The following is a 16,365-nucleotide window of genomic DNA, read 5'->3' as shown; positions in this document are numbered from 1 at the left end:
CGGGCGCTGCAGTCTGTCTGCTGCGGTCCGGGCTACAGGACGCCGGGCTGCAATAGTGGGTGCAACGCTTTCAACTCGGCTTGCATCTCGGCGATCATCCAGGCGCGGATATCGCAGACGATCGGCCGCACCGGCCGTGAGCGAGGTGCAATCAATTCATGGATCCGTCCGGTGTTGATCTGCCTGTCCGAGGCCGGAACGAGCGTTGCCTGAAGCAGTGCCCTTGAGACATTGCTGAGCCAGCCGAGCGCCACGCCTTCTCCGTTCATCGCGGCCTGAAGCACGACTGCGTAGTCCGAGAATTCGAGCCACTTTGCCCTGCTGGTCTTGCGGCGGGCTACGCTGCCCCAGGCATCCAGCCACTGCTCCTTGGCGTCGGTGAGATGAAGCAGGATATGACCTTCGCCGTCCGAGTCATGGTTCAAGCGGCCGTGGTGCGACAGATAGGATGGGCTGCACACCGGAACGATGATTTCCGGCGAGAAGGCCCAGCGGTGATAGTGGGTGTCGTCGTCGGCCAGGATTCTGGTGGCAAGGTCGACATTCTCGGCGGGTCCTCGCAGAACGCCGGCGATGAGTTCGAACCTCAGGTCCACGTCGGGAAATCGCGTGTTGAACGCCGTTAACCTCGGAACGAACCAGTGCGTAGCGAGAGAGCTCGAGAGCGAAAGGGTAACCACCGGCTTTGCGGCACTGTTCCGCTTGATCGTGCCGATCGCCTCCTCGATGCCGTCAAATCCTTGCCGTACAGCCGAATAGAGGGCGCGCCCCTCCGAGGTCGGGGACAATCCTGTTGGACCGCGCGTGAACAGAGCCACGCCGAGATCGGCCTCCAACTGAGCGATGCCGCGGCTGATCGACGTTGCGTGACGTTGAACTCGCGCGCCGCGGCGGTGAAACTTCCTGAACGGAGAGCGGCCTCGAAAACGAGGAGTCCGCGTGCGGACGGGACGAGTTTAGCGAAACCGGCCATACGCCAAGCGTATAGCCGCCCCAACAATTTTCAAGCTTTCTGCAGTCCTGCAAATCACGAACTATAACCCTCATGAATGGTTCGGAGCAGCATGTGCCGGCAGCGGCATTCCAAGCGGGGAGCACATCCGGCGATCCACTGCTTCAGCCGTTTCGGCTCAAGGGTCTGACGCTGCGCAATCGCGTCGTCAGCACCAGCCATGCCTCGATGCTGGACGAGGGCGGCCTGCCGCTCGAGCGCTATCAGCGCTATCATGAAGAGAAAGCGCGCGGCGGCCTGGCGATGACCATGGTCGGCGGCTCGGCGATGACGTCGCCCGATTCGAGCTGGGGCGGCGGTCAGCTGGATCTTTCCAGCGATCGCATCATCCCTCATCTCCAATCGCTGTCGCAGCGAATTCATCGCCACGGCGCGACGGTCATGTGTCAGGCCTCGCATCTCGGCCGGCGCGCTACTGCCTATGCCGGTCACTGGCTGCCGCCAGTTGCGCCGTCACGCGTCCGCGAGACGCGAAACCGGAATTTCCCCAAGGAAATGGACGCCGCGGATATCGACAGGATCGTCAAGGATTACGCCAGTGCCGCCAGGCGCTGCGTTGACGGCGGTCTGGACGGCGTCGAGACCGTCACCGGCGGCCATCTGATTGGCCAATTCCTGTCGCGCAGAACCAACAGGCGCACGGACGCTTTCGGCGGCTCGCTGGAAAACCGCGCGCGCTTCGGGCTGATGGTTCACGAAGCGATCCGCCGCGCGGTGGGCGACGACTTCGCCGTCGGCATCCGCTTCGTGATCGACGAGGCGGTCGACGACGGATCGGATTTCGAGGAATGCCTTGCCTTCGCCCGGCTGTTCGAGCGCGAAGGCCATGTCGATTTCTTCAACTGCATCTTCGGCCGCATGGACACCGACTTGTCGCTGGCCGAGCAGAATATGCCCGGCATGTTTATCAGGAGCGCGCCGTTTCTGCCGTTGGTTGGGCAGTTCAAACGGGAAACCAGGCTGCCGGTCATCCATGCCGCCGCCATCAGGGACGTAGCCACGGCGCGGCACGCGATCCGCGCAAATCTTGTCGATCTGGTCGGCATGACGCGAGCGCATATTGCCGACCCGCATATCGTCAACAAGGTGATGCGGGGCGAAGAAGACCGCATCCGCCCGTGCGTCGGCGCGTCCTACTGCCTGTACAAGAAGGTCCATTGCATTCACAACCCCGCCAGCGGCCATGAAACGACCGTCAGCCACATCATTGACCGGACCGAAACGCCGAAACGAGTGGTCGTCGTCGGCGGTGGTCCGGGGGGGATGGAGGCGGCCGGGTCGCTTCCGAGCGCGGGCACAGCGTGACCTTGCTGGAAGCCGGGGCCCGGCTCGGCGGGCAGGTGCTCGTTGCGGCCTCGGCGTCCGACCGCAAGGATCTGATCAGTATAGTCGACTGGCGCATCGACGAACTCGCGCGCCTTGGCGTGGATGTCCGTTTCAACACCTATGCGGACGCAGATGGAGTGCTTGCCGAGAAACCGGATGCCGTTATCGTCGCCACAGGCGGCATCCCCGACATGGAGTGGCTGGAGGGCGCCGAACATTGCGACAGCGTCTGGGATATCTTGACCGGGGTCGTGCCCGCGAAGGCCGATGTGCTCATCTACGATGAGACCGGGCGTCAGGCCGCCATATCCTGTGCCCTGCATCTTGCCCGCCTGGGACATGCGGTCAGCGTGGCCATGGCGGACGACACCCTGGCGATCGAGACACCCTATCCGGACCGGGTCAGTTTCCGCAAACTCGCGTCCGAACTCGGCATCCGGGTCGTCGGCGATCTGCGGCTCATCAAGGCAGCGCGCCACGGCAACGGCATCGCCGCCCGGTTCCGGCATGAGCTCACCGGTGCAGAAACGGAAATGACCGCGGCCCAACTCATTGTCGAGCGCGGCACGGCACCTGTGGAAGATACCTACCAGGAATTGCGTGCCCGCTCCGCCAATAAGGGCGTGACCGACATCGCGCTCATGACGGGAGTGGCGACAAAGGGGGTGCAAGGGCTCCAAGCTCCAGGATCCTTCGTCCTGCACCGCATTGGAGACGCGGTCGCCAGCAGGGACATCTACTCGTCAATCTATGAGGCCTACCGGCTCTGCTCGCAACTGTAGTCCGGCGAATCCCCTCCGGTCAGTTTGGTCAGCGGTGGCCGTACTGAGTGACGAGCTCGGGGTCGCGGACGAGGCCGTCGAGCCAGGTCGGATCGAGCTTCGGCACGGAGGAAAACAGAAGTTTGGAATAGGGGTGCGTGGGCGACTTGACCTTGTCGGGCGTGATCTGCTCCACCCGCTCACCATTGTACATGACCATGATCTCGTCGCAGATGGCCTCGACGACGGAGAGGTCGTGGCTGATGAAGATATAGGAGAGCCCCAGCTCGCGCTGCAGCTCCTTGAGCAGCTCGATCACGGCGGACGCTACAACCGTGTCGAGCGCTGAGGTGATTTCGTCGCAGATGATGAGCTTCGGACCGGCCGCCAGCGCGCGCGCGAAGTTCACGCGCTGCTTCTGGCCGCCCGAGAGCTCCGAGGGATGACGGTAGCGCAGCGACCTCGGCAGGCGCACCATGTCGAGCAACTCGTCGACACGCTTCGAGCGCGCCTGCCTGTCGAGCCCGTGATAGAAGGCCAGCGGTCGCGAGATGATGTCCTCAATGGGCTTGGCGGGATTGAGCGCGGTATCGGCATACTGGAACACGATCTGCATCTCGCGCAGTTGGTCGCGAGTGCGTTTCCGGGCGGCGCGCTCCAGTGCCTTGCCGTCGAAGACGATATCGCCGGTCGCCGCCGGATGAATGCCCGCGATGGCGCGCGCCAGCGTCGATTTTCCGCAACCGGACTCGCCGATGACACCGAGATTGCGGCCCTTCTCCACGATCAGGCTGACGGAATCGACCGCGCGGATAACCGGCTGCCCGTCACGTTTCACCGGGCCGTATCCGGCTGTCAGATTGTCGATGCGAAGCAGCGGTTTTGGTCCGGAATCTTCATCGGCCCGTATCTGCCTCGACTTCGGCTCGAAAGCGGCCAGCAATTCCCGTGTATAGGGATGCTGGGCAGCCGAAAGGATTCCGGCCGTCGTGCCGGTCTCCTGCACCTCGCCGCCCTTCAGCACCACGATGCGATCTGCGATCTGGGCGACGACCGCGAGGTCGTGGGAAACGTAGACACCCGCTATGCCGCCCGCCTTCATCACCGACTTGAATGCTTTGAGCACGTCGATCTGGGTCGTCACGTCGAGTGCGGTCGTCGGTTCGTCGAAAATGACCAGTTTGGGATCGCCGATCAGCGCCATGGCGGCCGCCAGTCGCTGCAATTGCCCGCCTGAAACCTGGTGCGGATAACGGGCGCCGATCCCGTCCGGATCAGGCAGCGACAAGGCCCGGAACAGCTCGACCGCGCGCTTTCGCGCCTGCTCGGGTGGCATCAGGCCGTGGATGCGCGTGACTTCGATCACCTGCTCCATAATGGTCGACGAGGGGTTGAAGGCGGCGGCGGCACTTTGCGGAACATAGGCGATGTCGGTGCCGCGCAACCTGGCGCGTCCCCGCTCGGTAAGCGCAGCCATGTTCTTGCCGTTGACATTGATCTCGCCGCCGGTAATCCGGCAGCCGGGCCGCGCATAGCCCATGAGCGAGAGCGCCACCGTCGTCTTGCCGGAGCCGCTCTCGCCGATCAGGGCGACGATCTCGCCATCGGCGATGTCGAGGCTGACGCCCTTGATGATTTCGACCAGACGTCCGGCGTCGGTCTTTGCCTCGATCCGAAGGTTTCTGACCTCGACGAGATTGGTCATGCGTCCCGGTCCCTGATCTTCTGCGGCAGGTTGTCGATTAAGAGGTTGACGCTAATGGTCAGGCTGGCGATCGCCAGCGACGGCACGATGACGGCCGGGGCCGCGAAGGGCAGGCCGCCGATGTTCTCGCGCACCAGCGCGCCCCAGTCGGCTAAAGGCGGCTGCAGACCGAGCCCGAGGAAGGACAGGCCGGAGAGCAACAGCACGATGAAGACGAAGCGCAGGCCGAAATCGGCAAGCACCGGCCGGATGATGTTCGGCAGGATCTCGGAGCCGATGAGATAGATAGTGCTCTCGCCGCGGACGCGGGCGACGGTTATGAAATCCATGGTGTTGATGTTGACGGCAAGCGCCCGCGCGAAGCGGTAGGCGCCCGGGATGTAGATGACGGCGAGCGTCAGGATCAGCACCGGGATCGATGAGCCGACCGCGGCGACGACAACAAGGCCGAACAGCTTGCTGGGGATGGAGTTCATGGCGTCGAGGAAGCGGCTGAGGCAGGTATCGAACCAGCCGCCGGTGACGGCCGCGATCATCCCCAGAACGACCCCCGAAAAGCAGGCGATCGAGACGGCGGCAAGCGATATGCCGACGGTGTAGCGTGCGCCCATGAGAACCCTGGAGAGCATGTCACGCCCCAGATAGTCCGAGCCGAGCCACAGCCCCTGGCGCATCGGGCCGAAATAATCGTCGTCGACGATGTCGCCGATCGGATGGGGAATGATGTAGGGCGCGAAAATCGCGACCAGCGTCCATGCCAGAATGACCAGCGAGGCCACGACGCCCACGAGGTTGTAGCTGTGGCCCAGGAAGGACCGTCGGGAGGATGCCGCGCGCGCCACTGTCATCTGAGCCTCGGGTTGGACATGATGGCGACGATGTCGGCGGCCGTGATGAGCAGGAGATAGCCAAGGCAGAAGATCATCGCGCAGCTCTGGATCAGCGGCAGGTCGCGGGTCGCGACCGCATCGACCATCAGCTTGGCGATGCCGGGATAATTGAAGATCGTCTCGACGATGATGACGCCGCCGACCAGATAGGACAACGAGAGCGCGACCGCGTTGACGATCGGCCCAAGCGCGTTCGGAAGGGCGTGCTTGAGCACCATGCGGCTGCGAGAGGCGCCTTTGAGAAGCGCCATCTCGACATAAGGCGTTGAGAGCGTTTCGATCACCGCGGCGCGCGTCATGCGGATCATTTGGGCCGAGATGACGAAGGTGAGGGTGATCACCGGCATCGAATAGATGCGCACGAGGTCGGCAAGCGAGTGCGCCTCGTTGACCGAAGACAACGCCGGCAGCCATTTCAGATAAACGGCAAAGAGCAGGACGGCGAGGGTCGCGACCATGAATTCCGGCACCGAGATCACGCCGATCGAAAGCACGGTGACGGTGCGGTCATAGACGGAGCCTCGTAGCATCGCGGCGGTGATGCCGAGCGTCAGCGCCAGCGGCACCGAGATCAGCGTGGTGATGCCGGCGAGCTTCATGGTGTTGACGAAGCGCCCGCCGATCAGGGCCGCGACCGGCATTTCGTTGGCGTAGGAGGTACCGAGATCGCCGTGGAGCAGACCGACAAGCCAACGCAGGAAGCGCAGGATCGCCGGATCGTTGAGATGCATGGCCTCGCGCAGGCCGGCGACCGCCTCGGGCGTCGCCGCCTGGCCAAGCAGGATCGACGCCGTGTCGCCCGGCAGCATGCTGGTGGCGAAGAACACGGCGAACAGGACGATCAGAAGGGTGACGATCGCGATCGCCAGCCGCTTCAGCACGAGGTTTAGAACCCCAGACTTCATGGAAGCTCCCTGCGGTTGCGTTCGGCCAAACAATCTTGCGCAATGCAGTGCAGGGGACCGGCTGACCGGTCCCCTACAGGCGCCTCTTAGGCTTCGAGCCAGAGGTATTCCGCCATTGCGTACCCCATCATGCCACCAAGCGGGTTCGCCTCCAAACCCTTCACCTTGCTGGAGAGGGCATCGACGTTGGAGATGTAGGCCGGGATGATGGTGCCTGCTTCCTCGGAGATCATGGTCTGCATCTGCCCGTAGATCTCCTTGCGCTTGGCCTGGTCGAGGAGGCCGCGCGCCTCGACGAGCAGCTTGTCGAACTTCTCGGACTTGTACTGGCTTTCGTTCCAGGGCGCGTTGGAGGCGTAAAGCAGCGAGAACAGGATGTCCGGCGTCGGGCGCGGATTGATGTTGCCGAAATGGACAGGCGCCTTGAGCCAGTAATTGTCCCAGTAGCCGTCGGACGGGACCCGCTGAACGTCGAGCTTCATGCCGATTTCCGCGCCGGCGGCCTGGATGATGACCGCCATGTCGATCGACGAGGTCGCGGCGTCCGAGGCGACCACCGGAATGGACTGGCCGAGCAGGCCCGCCTTCTTGAAGTGGAACTTCGCCTTGTCCGGGTCGAAAGCCTTCGGCTTGAGGTCCGCATTGTGGAAGATGTTAGCCGGCGAGACGGGCTGGTCATTGCCGATTTCGCCGAGGCCGCGCAATGCCGATTTCACGATCTGCTCGCGGTTGACGAGGTATTTCATGCCGGTCACGAAATCGGCCTTGCTGCCCGGATCCATGTCGAGCCGGATGTTGAGGTCCGTATAGTTGCCCGAGGTCGTCTTCGACAGTTCGAAGCCCTGCTGGCTCTGCAGCAGCTTCATTGCGCGCGGATTGATCGCGGCAGCAAAATTGATATCGCCGGAAAGCAAGGCGTTGACCCGGGCGCTGTCGTCGCTGATGGCGATGAATTCGAAGGAGTCGAGATAGGGCTTGCCCGACTTCCAGTAGTTCTTGTTCTTGGTGACGACCGAACGGACGCCAGGTTCGAACGTCTGCAGCACGAAGGCGCCTGTGCCGTTGCCCTTGGAGAAGTCGGTGGTGCCGTCGGCCACGATCATGAAGTGGTGCAGCGCCAGGATGGTCGGAAGGTCGGCATTCGGATCGGCGAGGGTGATTTCGACCGTCGATTTGTCGACCGCCTTGAAGCCGGTCATCTGTGCGGCGATCTTGGCGACCTTGGAGCCGACCGACTTGTCGAGATGGCGCTTGAGCGAAAAGACGACGTCGTCAGCCGTCAGGTCCTTGCCGTCGTGGAAGGTGACGCCCTTGCGCAGCTTCACCGTCCAGGTCTTTGCGTCCTTGCTGTCGATGCTTTCGGCCAGTTCCATCTGCGTCTTGCCATCCTTGTCGAGGAAGGTCAGACGGTTATAGAGCGAGCAGCAGCGGACATAGTCCGTGGAGAGCGATGCCTTTGCCGGATCGAGCGTGTCGGCCGTCGATGACGACCAGCCGGCCGCCTTGAAATTTCCGCCGGAGACCGGCGTGGCGGCGACGGCCTGCGTGGCACGGCCAAGCACAACGCCGCCCGCGGCAACCGCGGCGCCGCCCGCCAGCAGCATTTTGAGGAGTTCGCGGCGGCTCGCGCCTCGCCGGATGGCGTTTTCGACCATCGCATCGTCTGCTCCGGTCCAGTTGGTGATCTTGTCGGTCATGTCATTCCCCTTTCGTTGGTTGGTCAGGACGCGCGTCTTGCTGCGGCTTTTCCGAGCTTGGGTTCAGGTTCGTTCTTTCATGCTCTCCCGCACGGCCGCCGCAAACGCGGCCATCGAGGTGAAGTGGTAGTCCGGCACGGTGAAGCGCTCGGGCTCGATCGTGCCGCCATAGCCCTTCTGGGCATGACGGCGCTCGATCCAGCAGTTGGTCATGCCGAGCGCTCGGGATATGCCGATGTCGTGATGCTGGCTTTGCGCGACGTGCAGGATGTCGTCCTTGCTGTCGCCGCGCGACGCCACGAAATCGAAGACCTTCTGGAAAAAGGCGGGATCCGGTTTTTCCGTGCCGGTATCGTCGGCAGTGAAGGTGGCAAAAAAGGGCGATCCGAGCTGCTTCTCGAAATGGTCGAGAGCCCAGCGCCGGGCATTGGTCATGGCAATCAGCTTATGAGACGTCGCAAGGTCGGCCAGCGCCGCCCTGCTATCGGAGAAGCCCTGCCAGACGCTGGCCGAGTCCCGCAGGCGGGCGCCGTATTTCTCCTCGGCCGGCAGGCCGAGCCGCGGTGCGATGACCATGTAGACACGTGCGAGATCGTCGGGGAACAGATTCGCATCGGGCATGTAGCGGGCCTGCCGGTAAAGGGCCAGCGCTTCTTCGCCGTCGATTGAGACACCGGCCTCCGCAGCGATCCCGGCCAGGCAGGTCGTTATGCCGCCTTCGAAGTCGATCAGCGTGCCGACCACATCGAAGGTCATGTATTTGAATTCGCTAAAGCCCCTGGCCAAGACTGGCTCTCCTCTGCGCGCGGCCGAATTACTCATGCTGAACAGAACAAAATTCCGTGCTGTCCGGGGCGTCGGCCTTTTTCAAAAGCCCGGAAATCCGGGCTTTCTGGCCTTGTCTTAAAAAGCAGTCTGGCACTTCCCCCGCGCTGGATTCGCCGAAAAGGCGCGAGGTAGCGGCACAAAATTGCGAAATCGTCTGCCGCGGCGATATTTCGAGATGCGAAAAATGCGTTGCCCTTCATGCAAGCGCCCGGCGGACATCGGCGTCGTCCAGCGTCTGGTCCAGCGTCCGGCGCGTGCGCTCGATGATCGCATCGATGTCGCCGTCGGTGCAGCAGAGCGGCGGAGCATAGCCGAGAACCCCATTCGCGAAGGCGCGGATGATCAGGCCATTGTCCCACGCCCTGTCGAAGACGCGCCGCGCCGGCATGGCCGAGGCTGGAAGCGGCGTTTTCTTCTTTTTGTCGACCACCAACTCGATGGCGGCGAGCATGCCGCGACCCCGCACATCGCCGACCAGTGGGTGATCGCTCAAGGCAGACAAGCCCGCCATCAAGCGCGCGCCGGCCCTGGCGCCGTTCTCCAGAAGGCCTTCCTCATAGAGCTTCAGCACCGCGAGCGCGACGGCGGCGCTGACCGGATGGGCGGAATAGGTGTAGCCGTGGCCGACGGCCGAGGCGCCTGCGCCATCGGCGATGACGTTTTAGACATGATCGGCCATGAAGACAGCGCCCATTGGCACATAGCCGGAGGTCAGGCCCTTCGCGGTAGTCATGAAGTCGGGAACGATATCCTCCTCCGTGCAGGCAAACAGGGGGCCGGTGCGGCCGAAACCGGTGATCACCTCGTCGGCGATGAAGAGGATGCCGTATTCACGGCAGAGCTCGCGCATCGCCTTGATCCAGCCCTTCGGCGGGACGATAACGCCACCCGAGCCCTGGATCGGCTCGGCGTAGAAGGCGGCGATCCGCTCCGGCCCGATCTCCTCGATCTTCGCCTTCAGCGCGGCGAGCGACGCCGCGATGATTGCGTTCGGGTCATCGCCAACCGGATTGCGATAGGGATAGGGCGAGGGGATCTTGTGCTGCCACTCGAACGGAATGCCGAAACCGGCATGAAAGGCGGGCAGGGCGGTCAGGCCCGCGCCGACCACCGACGATCCGTGATAACCCTGCTCAATGGAAATGAACTGGTCGCGTTCAGGCTCGCCTCTGGCATTCCAGTAGTAGCGGACGAACCGGATCGTGCTGTCGACCGCGTCCGATCCCCCCAGCGTGAAATAGACGTGATTGAGATCCCCCGGCGCCCGGTCGGCCAGCTCCGAGGCGAGCCGTATGGCGGGCTCCGAGCCGAGATCGAAATAGGCGGTGGCGTAGGGCAACTCGCGCATCTGCCGGGCCGCCGCCTCGACGATGCTGTCGTGACCATAGCCGGCATTGACGCACCACAGTCCGGCGAAGCCGTCGAGAAGTTGCCGGCCGGACGCATCGGTCACGGTAGCGCCCTTCGCCGATTTCAGCACCCGCACGCCGAGCGCCTCATGGCCGCGATATGAAGCGACCGGATGGATGAGATGGGCGCGGTCGAGTTCGATCAGGGAATTGGCGAGCATTGTTGTCCTCCGGACTATCCGAGCGCCTGGTTGGCGAGGGCGTAAACTTTTGGCCTGGCCTGTTCGGCCCCATTCTTGGCCGGACGGTCCATAGCGACGCCGCCACCGACATGGGCTAGGCCGATTTCTCCGAGCCAGCCGGCGATGCCGGTTCTGCTTTCGGTATCCACGCGCAGGAAAGCGCCAGGGCGAGACGCGGCGAAGAAGCTGATCAGGGTCTTGGCGTCGTCGGCATTTTCCGCAATGACGGGGCCGATCACCTCGCCGCGTCCGAACGGGCGGATTGCGGCATAGGCCGCGATGACGCCACTGCGGCGGATGACTGCGAATTCACCCCGCTCGGCGAGCGCATCGATCAAAGCTTCTCGGTCGGCGCCGTAGGCATCGCGGTCCAGGGCCTTGATTTCCGGCAGATCGTGCGTGCCCGCGGCTTCCACACCGTCGGAAGCCTCAAGCGCTGCCACCTGGCCCTGATGCTGAAGAATCGTGCCCGAAGGCACGAAGCCAAGCTTCTCATAAAGGGGCATGCCGTCAGTCGTGGCGACGAGCCGCAGCGGACTGTCGCCGGCAAGGGCGATGGCCCTTTCCATGAGCCGGCGCCCGAGCCCTTTGCCTCGCGCGTTCCTGTCGACGATCACCATGTTGATCATGGCGCAATCGGCGCCGTAAGGCGTTACCAGGATTGTCCCGGCGACCCGGCCCTGGTCGTCGAGCGCAACCGCGCCGCTCGAAAGCTGCAGCGCCATCTGCCAATCCTGCGGGCGATGCGGCCAATTCTCCTGCCGAGATAGCGCGACTGCACCCTCGATATGATCCGGCCCGAAGTCCTGGAGTTCGATCTCGCCTTGCTGCATGATGCACCTTTCAGTCTGACCCCAAGTCTCGATCATCGGTGCGCCGCAGATCGTCTGAAGGTTTCAACTTCCGCGGTATCATTCGCCGTTGCTGAGGGGGTGCGCCGCATCTTGTGCTGGCCCCTATGGAACTGGATGCGTTTTATCGCCTCGACCAGCGGCATCCTTCGACGCTCAAGATGCTACAGCGTGCCAAACGGAACCGCGGATACGGAACTTTCTGCTTTCGGCAGGCGCTTTTCGGTCAGGTGGGTCGCTTCCTGCCGGCTTATGATGAAAGACGTCCCAACACGGATGTGCTTCCACCGGAGATCGACGGATATGGCTTCTTTCAGGCCCAAATACATCACCTTCGACTGCTACGGCACGTTGACCAATTTCCAGATGGCCGAGGCGGCGCGTGACCTCTATGGGAGCCGGCTCGACGAGCCGCGCATGCAGGCGTTCATCAAGAACTTCGCGGCTTACCGGCTCGACGAGATCCTGGGCGACTGGAAGCCCTATACCGACGTCGTCCACAACGCGCTCGAGCGCGCCTGCAAGCGCAACGGCGTCGCCTTCAGCCCGGACGACGCGACGATGGTCTATGAGCGTGTCCCGACCTGGGGGCCCCACGCGGACGTTCCAGCCGGGCTGGCGAAGGTTGCCAAGGAGATTCCGCTGGTCATCCTCTCCAACGCCATGAACGCGCAGATCATGTCCAATGTCGAGAAGCTCGGCGCGCCATTCCATGCCGTCTACACGGCCGAACAGGCGCAGGCCTACAAGCCACGCTTCAAGGCTTTCGAATATATGTTCGATAGGCTGGGCTGTGGTCCGGAGGACGTTCTTCACTGCTCGTCCTCGTTCCGCTACGACCTGATGTCGGCGCATGATCTCGGGATCAAGAACAAGGTCTGGGTCAATCGCGGCCACGAGCCGGCCAACCCTTATTACGGCTATGTCGAGATCGCCGACATTTCCGGTCTTCCGGGCGTGGTCGGGCTTTGAAACTCACGGGATGCAAATGAAGCTGGTCTCCTACTGGCACGACACCGCCCCTGTTTTTTCCGGCGGGGCGCAAGGCCCGGTCGAGGGACACTACGACGCCGCCATCATCGGCGGCGGCTTCACCGGCCTCGCCGCAGCCCGCCAACTGGCGAAGGCCGGCGCCAAGGTGGCTGTGCTGGAAGCGGAGCGGGTCGGCTGGGGTGCGTCGGGACGCAATGGCGGGCACCTGAACAACGGCCTTGCCCACAGCTACCTTTCGGCCAAGGCGGAGCTCGGCAAGGAGCGCGCGATCGGGCTCTACCGGGCACTGGACGATTCCGTCGACACCATCGAGGCGCTAGTCGCCGAGGAGGGTATCGACTGCAACTTCCGCCGCGCCGGCAAGCTGAAGCTCGCCTCCAAGCCGCAGCATTTCGAAGCGATCGCCCGTAACTTCGAGGCCGTCCATGCCGAGGTCGATCCGGACACGGCGCTGCTGTCGCCGAACGATCTCAAATCCGAGATCGGCTCGCCCTTCCATGGCGCGATGCTGTCGAAGAAGAGCGCCATGATGCATATGGGCCGCTACGTGGCCGGGCTGGCGACAGCCGCGGTTCGCCATGGCGCCGTCATCCACGAGAATGCGGCGGTGACGGATCATAGGCAGTCGGGCACGCGCCATCAGCTGACCACCTCCCGCGGCCGCATCAGCGCCGACAATGTGCTGGTGGCGACCGGCGCCTACACCACGCCGAATTTCGGCTATTTTCGCCGCAGGATCATTTCCGTCGGCAGCTTCATCATCGCCACGCGACCGCTGAGCGACGCCGAGATCGCCGCGACCATGCCCGGCAACCGGACATGCGTGACCTCGATGAACATCGGCAACTACTTCCGGCTTGCGCCGGACAAGCGCCTGATCTTCGGCGGCCGCGCACGCTTTTCGGCGACATCGGACCAGCGCTCCGATGCCAGGAGCGGACAGATATTGCGGGCGAGCCTCGCGGCGATCTTCCCGCAGCTCGCCAGGGTCGAGATCGACTATTGCTGGGGCGGGCTGGTCGACATGACCAAGGACCGCTTCCCGCGGGCCGGCTACCATGACGGGGTCTGGTACGCGATGGGCTATTCCGGCCACGGCGCGCAGCTTTCCACCCATCTCGGCATGATCATGGCCGATGCCATGCTTGGTCGTGCGGACCGCAATCCGATGAAGGGGCTCGAGTGGCCTGCCATTCCCGGCTATTCCGGCAAGCCCTGGTTCCTGCCGATGGTCGGTCTCTACTACAAGGCGCTCGACCGGATCCAGTGATCGGGGCTGGGGTTTAACCCAACCCGCCCATGTGGAAGCTCTTCAGTTCCAGATATTCCTCGATGCCGGCCTGCGCGCCCTCGCGCCCGAGGCCGGACTGCTTGACGCCGCCGAAGGGGGCTATCTCCATCGAAACCGAGCCGGTGTTCAGACCCACCATGCCGAACTCCAGCGCCTCGCCGACGCGCCAGGCGCGCTTCAGGTTCTCGGTGTAAAAGTAGGAGGCAAGCCCGTAAGGTGTGCCGTTGGCAAGCGCGACCGCTTCCTCTTCCGTCTCGAAACGGAAAAGCGGTGCGACCGGACCGAAAGTCTCCTCGCTGGCGAGTTCCATTTCGTTTGTCGCACCGGCCAGCACCAGCGGCGCGACATATTGAGGACCCTCCGGCAGCACCGGCTTCTCGGTGACGATCGTCGCGCCGTTGGCAAGCGCATCCTCGACGTGCCGATTGATTTTCTCGACCGCCGCCATGTTGATCATCGGCCCGATGGCGACGCCGGGCTGCGTGCCCGGTCCCACCGTCAACGCATTGACGCGGGCGCTGAGCTTGGCGGAGAAGGCGTCATAAACTCCGGCCTGGACGAGAATGCGGTTGGCGCACACGCAGGTCTGGCCGCCATTGCGGAACTTCGACGCCAGCGCCCCCTCGACCGCGAGATCGAGGTCGGCGTCGTCGAAGACGATGAAGGGCGCGTTGCCGCCGAGCTCGAGGCTGAGCCTTTTCACGCTGTCGGCCGCTCCGCGCATCAGCAGCGAGCCGACCCTGGTCGAACCGGTGAAGGAGATCTTGCGCACGGTCTCATTCGCCATGATCTCGTTGCCGATCTCGGCCGGCATGCCGGTGACGATGTTGATGACGCCGGCGGGAATACCCGCGCGTTCGGCCAGCACGCCGAGCGCCAACGCCGAATAGGGCGTGAACTCGGACGGCTTGATCACCACAGTGCAGCCGGCGGCCAGCGCCGGCGCGACCTTGCGGGTGATCATCGCATTGGGAAAGTTCCAAGGCGTGATGATGCCGCACACGCCGACGGGTTCCTTCAGGACGATGATGCGGCGGTCTGATGTAGGCGAGGGGATGGTGTGGCCATTGATCCGGCGCGCCTCCTCGGCGAACCATTTGACGAAGGATGCGCCGTAGCGGATCTCGCCTTTGGCCTCGTCCAGCGGCTTGCCCTGTTCCGTGGTCAGGATCAGTGCGAGATCGTCCAGATGCTTAAGCATCAGACCATGCCAGGCCTCCAGCAGGGCGGCGCGTTCGGCGTGGGTCTTCTTTTTCCAATCCCGATAGGCGGAAGCCGCGGCCTCTATGGCCGCGCGGGCCTCCGGGCCGGCCATGTCGGGCACTGTGCCGATCGATATCTGTGTTGCCGGATCGATCACATCGACCGTTCTGCCGGAACCTGCCGCGACCCATCTGCCGCCGATCAGGCCGGCCTCGCGGAAGAGAGTTTTGTCTTTCAGGCTTTTCATCGAAAACGACCTCGCAAATCAGGTGAGCGCCGCGACAACGGCGGATGTGATGGCGTCCGTGCGATCTTTGCCGGCCGTGGTTCCCACCCCTCGCGCCGTTGTCGCTTCGATCGCGTTCATGACGCGGCCGGCTGCGTCCTTTTCGCCCAGATGATCGAGCATCATTGCGCCCGACCATATGGCGGCGATCGGGTTGGCGATGCCGAGGTGGGCGATGTCGGGCGCGGAGCCGTGCACCGGCTCGAACATGGACGGCGCCGAGCGGTCGGGGTTGATGTTGGCGGAAGCCGCGTAGCCGAGCCCGCCCTGGATCGCCGCGCCGATATCCGTCAGTATGTCGCCGAAGAGATTGGAAGCGACGACCACGTCGAGGCTCTGCGGATCCATGATCATGCGCGCAGCGAGCGCGTCGACGTGATAGCTGGTCACGTCGACGTCCGGATAGTCGGCGGCCAGCTTGCGCGTGATCTCGTCCCAGAACACCATTGAATATTTCTGCGCGTTGGACTTGGTGACGGAAGCCAGCCTGCCACGCCGCGCCCGTGCCTGCTCGAAGCCGAAGCGCAGGATGCGCTCGACCCCGGCCCGGGTGAAGATCGAGGTTTCCACCGCGACCTCGTCCAGCGTGCCTTGATGCACACGCCCGCCGGCGCCGGAATATTCGCCTTCGGTATTTTCGCGGATGCACAGAATATCGAAGCTCTCGGCCCGCAGCGGCCCCCTCACACCCGGCAGCAGCCGGTGCGGCCGGACATTGGCGTATTGCACGAATGCCTTGCGGATCGGCAGCAGCAGCCCGTGGAGAGAAACGGAATCAGGCACCTGCGTCGGCCAGCCGACGGCCCCGAGCAGGATGGCGTCGAAGCGGCGCAATGTCTCGATGCCGTCCTCGGACATCATGCGGCCGGTTTCCTTGAAGTAACGACAGGACCATGGAAACTCGGTCCCAGTCAGGGCAAAGCCGGAGTGCTTGGCCACGGTTTCCAGCACCGTCCAGGCGGCGGCGGTCACATCGCGACCGATGCCATCACCGGGGATCAGGGCGATCGAGTGGGTTTTCATCGG

The 16,365-nt window shown here is 63.6% G+C and carries 13 protein-coding genes and 1 pseudogene; 4 read left to right on the top strand and 10 right to left on the bottom strand.

The features are described 5' to 3' along the window. Window positions 1-32: 32 nt before the first annotated feature. Window positions 33-836 carry a LysR substrate-binding domain-containing protein gene (locus CK224_RS11845; protein WP_245425905.1) on the bottom strand — a complete coding sequence of 268 codons (804 nt, stop codon included), beginning with the start codon at window positions 834-836 and terminating at the stop codon, window positions 33-35. 230 nt (window positions 837-1,066) lie between these two features. Here CK224_RS11845 and CK224_RS32500 point away from each other — a divergent pair, with 230 nt between their 5' ends. After that, window positions 1,067-2,317, top strand: coding sequence for a hypothetical protein (locus CK224_RS32500; RefSeq protein WP_348628383.1), 1,251 nt, complete (start codon window positions 1,067-1,069; stop codon window positions 2,315-2,317). Continuing rightward, window positions 2,314-3,120 carry a hypothetical protein gene (locus CK224_RS32495; RefSeq protein WP_348628382.1) on the top strand — a complete coding sequence of 269 codons (807 nt, stop codon included), beginning with the start codon at window positions 2,314-2,316 and terminating at the stop codon, window positions 3,118-3,120. Before CK224_RS32500 ends, CK224_RS32495 begins: the two co-directional genes overlap by 4 nt. Window positions 3,121-3,148: 28 nt before the next feature. Here CK224_RS32495 and CK224_RS11835 read toward each other — a convergent pair whose 3' ends face one another. The 7 genes and pseudogenes from CK224_RS11835 to CK224_RS11805 form a co-directional block, all read right to left on the bottom strand. Then, a complete protein-coding gene (locus CK224_RS11835) occupies window positions 3,149-4,804 on the bottom strand; it encodes an ABC transporter ATP-binding protein (RefSeq protein ID WP_095781875.1) in 1,656 nt (551 codons plus the stop codon). Then, window positions 4,801-5,652 carry an ABC transporter permease gene (locus CK224_RS11830; protein WP_095781874.1) on the bottom strand — a complete coding sequence of 284 codons (852 nt, stop codon included), beginning with the start codon at window positions 5,650-5,652 and terminating at the stop codon, window positions 4,801-4,803. The genes CK224_RS11835 and CK224_RS11830 overlap by 4 nt, the downstream gene beginning before the upstream one ends. Beyond that, on the bottom strand, window positions 5,649-6,599 hold the full coding sequence (locus CK224_RS11825) for an ABC transporter permease (protein WP_066989177.1): 951 nt from the start codon (window positions 6,597-6,599) through the stop codon (window positions 5,649-5,651). The genes CK224_RS11830 and CK224_RS11825 overlap by 4 nt, the downstream gene beginning before the upstream one ends. A gap of 86 nt (window positions 6,600-6,685) precedes the next feature. After that, window positions 6,686-8,296 carry an ABC transporter substrate-binding protein gene (locus CK224_RS11820; protein ID WP_095776349.1) on the bottom strand — a complete coding sequence of 537 codons (1,611 nt, stop codon included), beginning with the start codon at window positions 8,294-8,296 and terminating at the stop codon, window positions 6,686-6,688. Between the two features lie 63 nt (window positions 8,297-8,359). Beyond that, window positions 8,360-9,082 (bottom strand): HAD-IA family hydrolase, encoded by a 723-nt coding sequence (locus CK224_RS11815; protein WP_095781873.1) that lies wholly within the window; start codon window positions 9,080-9,082, stop codon window positions 8,360-8,362. A 238-nt stretch (window positions 9,083-9,320) separates the two neighbouring features. After that, a pseudogene (locus CK224_RS11810) lies at window positions 9,321-10,694 on the bottom strand (aspartate aminotransferase family protein). Window positions 10,695-10,708: 14 nt separating this feature from the next. After that, entirely contained in the window at window positions 10,709-11,548 is an 840-nt protein-coding gene (locus CK224_RS11805) for a GNAT family N-acetyltransferase (RefSeq protein ID WP_095781872.1), read from the bottom strand. Window positions 11,549-11,869: 321 nt separating this feature from the next. Between CK224_RS11805 and CK224_RS11800 the strand changes: the two genes are divergently transcribed. Together CK224_RS11800 and CK224_RS11795 are read left to right on the top strand one after the other, a co-directional pair. Then, a complete protein-coding gene (locus CK224_RS11800; RefSeq protein ID WP_095781871.1) occupies window positions 11,870-12,538 on the top strand; it encodes a haloacid dehalogenase type II in 669 nt (222 codons plus the stop codon). 16 nt (window positions 12,539-12,554) lie between these two features. Further along, window positions 12,555-13,829 (top strand): FAD-binding oxidoreductase, encoded by a 1,275-nt coding sequence (locus tag CK224_RS11795; RefSeq protein ID WP_095781983.1) that lies wholly within the window; start codon window positions 12,555-12,557, stop codon window positions 13,827-13,829. A gap of 13 nt (window positions 13,830-13,842) precedes the next feature. Here the strand turns inward: CK224_RS11795 and CK224_RS11790 are convergent, their stop codons facing one another. Further along, window positions 13,843-15,300, bottom strand: coding sequence for an NAD-dependent succinate-semialdehyde dehydrogenase (locus tag CK224_RS11790; RefSeq protein WP_095781870.1), 1,458 nt, complete (start codon window positions 15,298-15,300; stop codon window positions 13,843-13,845). 18 nt (window positions 15,301-15,318) lie between these two features. Continuing rightward, complete coding sequence (locus tag CK224_RS11785) at window positions 15,319-16,362, bottom strand: tartrate dehydrogenase (protein ID WP_095781982.1); 1,044 nt, start codon at window positions 16,360-16,362, stop codon at window positions 15,319-15,321. Window positions 16,363-16,365 lie beyond the last annotated feature (3 nt).

This window comes from Mesorhizobium sp. WSM3862 (assembly GCF_002294985.1).
Lineage (GTDB): Bacteria > Pseudomonadota > Alphaproteobacteria > Rhizobiales > Rhizobiaceae > Mesorhizobium.
The sequence above is the reverse complement of the archived record's forward strand: the minus strand, read 5'-3'. Positions and strand labels throughout refer to the sequence as shown.

Coding starts and splice junctions, on each gene's coding strand:
- CK224_RS11835 (WP_095781875.1), bottom strand. CDS start 4,804: ATGACCAATCTCGTCGAGGTCAGAAACCTTCGGATCGAGGCAAAGACC.
- CK224_RS11830 (WP_095781874.1), bottom strand. CDS start 5,652: ATGACAGTGGCGCGCGCGGCATCCTCCCGACGGTCCTTCCTGGGCCAC.
- CK224_RS11825 (WP_066989177.1), bottom strand. CDS start 6,599: ATGAAGTCTGGGGTTCTAAACCTCGTGCTGAAGCGGCTGGCGATCGCG.
- CK224_RS11820 (WP_095776349.1), bottom strand. CDS start 8,296: ATGACCGACAAGATCACCAACTGGACCGGAGCAGACGATGCGATGGTC.
- CK224_RS11805 (WP_095781872.1), bottom strand. CDS start 11,548: ATGCAGCAAGGCGAGATCGAACTCCAGGACTTCGGGCCGGATCATATC.
- CK224_RS11800 (WP_095781871.1), top strand. CDS start 11,870: ATGGCTTCTTTCAGGCCCAAATACATCACCTTCGACTGCTACGGCACG.
- CK224_RS11795 (WP_095781983.1), top strand. CDS start 12,555: ATGAAGCTGGTCTCCTACTGGCACGACACCGCCCCTGTTTTTTCCGGC.
- CK224_RS11790 (WP_095781870.1), bottom strand. CDS start 15,300: ATGAAAAGCCTGAAAGACAAAACTCTCTTCCGCGAGGCCGGCCTGATC.
- CK224_RS11785 (WP_095781982.1), bottom strand. CDS start 16,362: ATGAAAACCCACTCGATCGCCCTGATCCCCGGTGATGGCATCGGTCGC.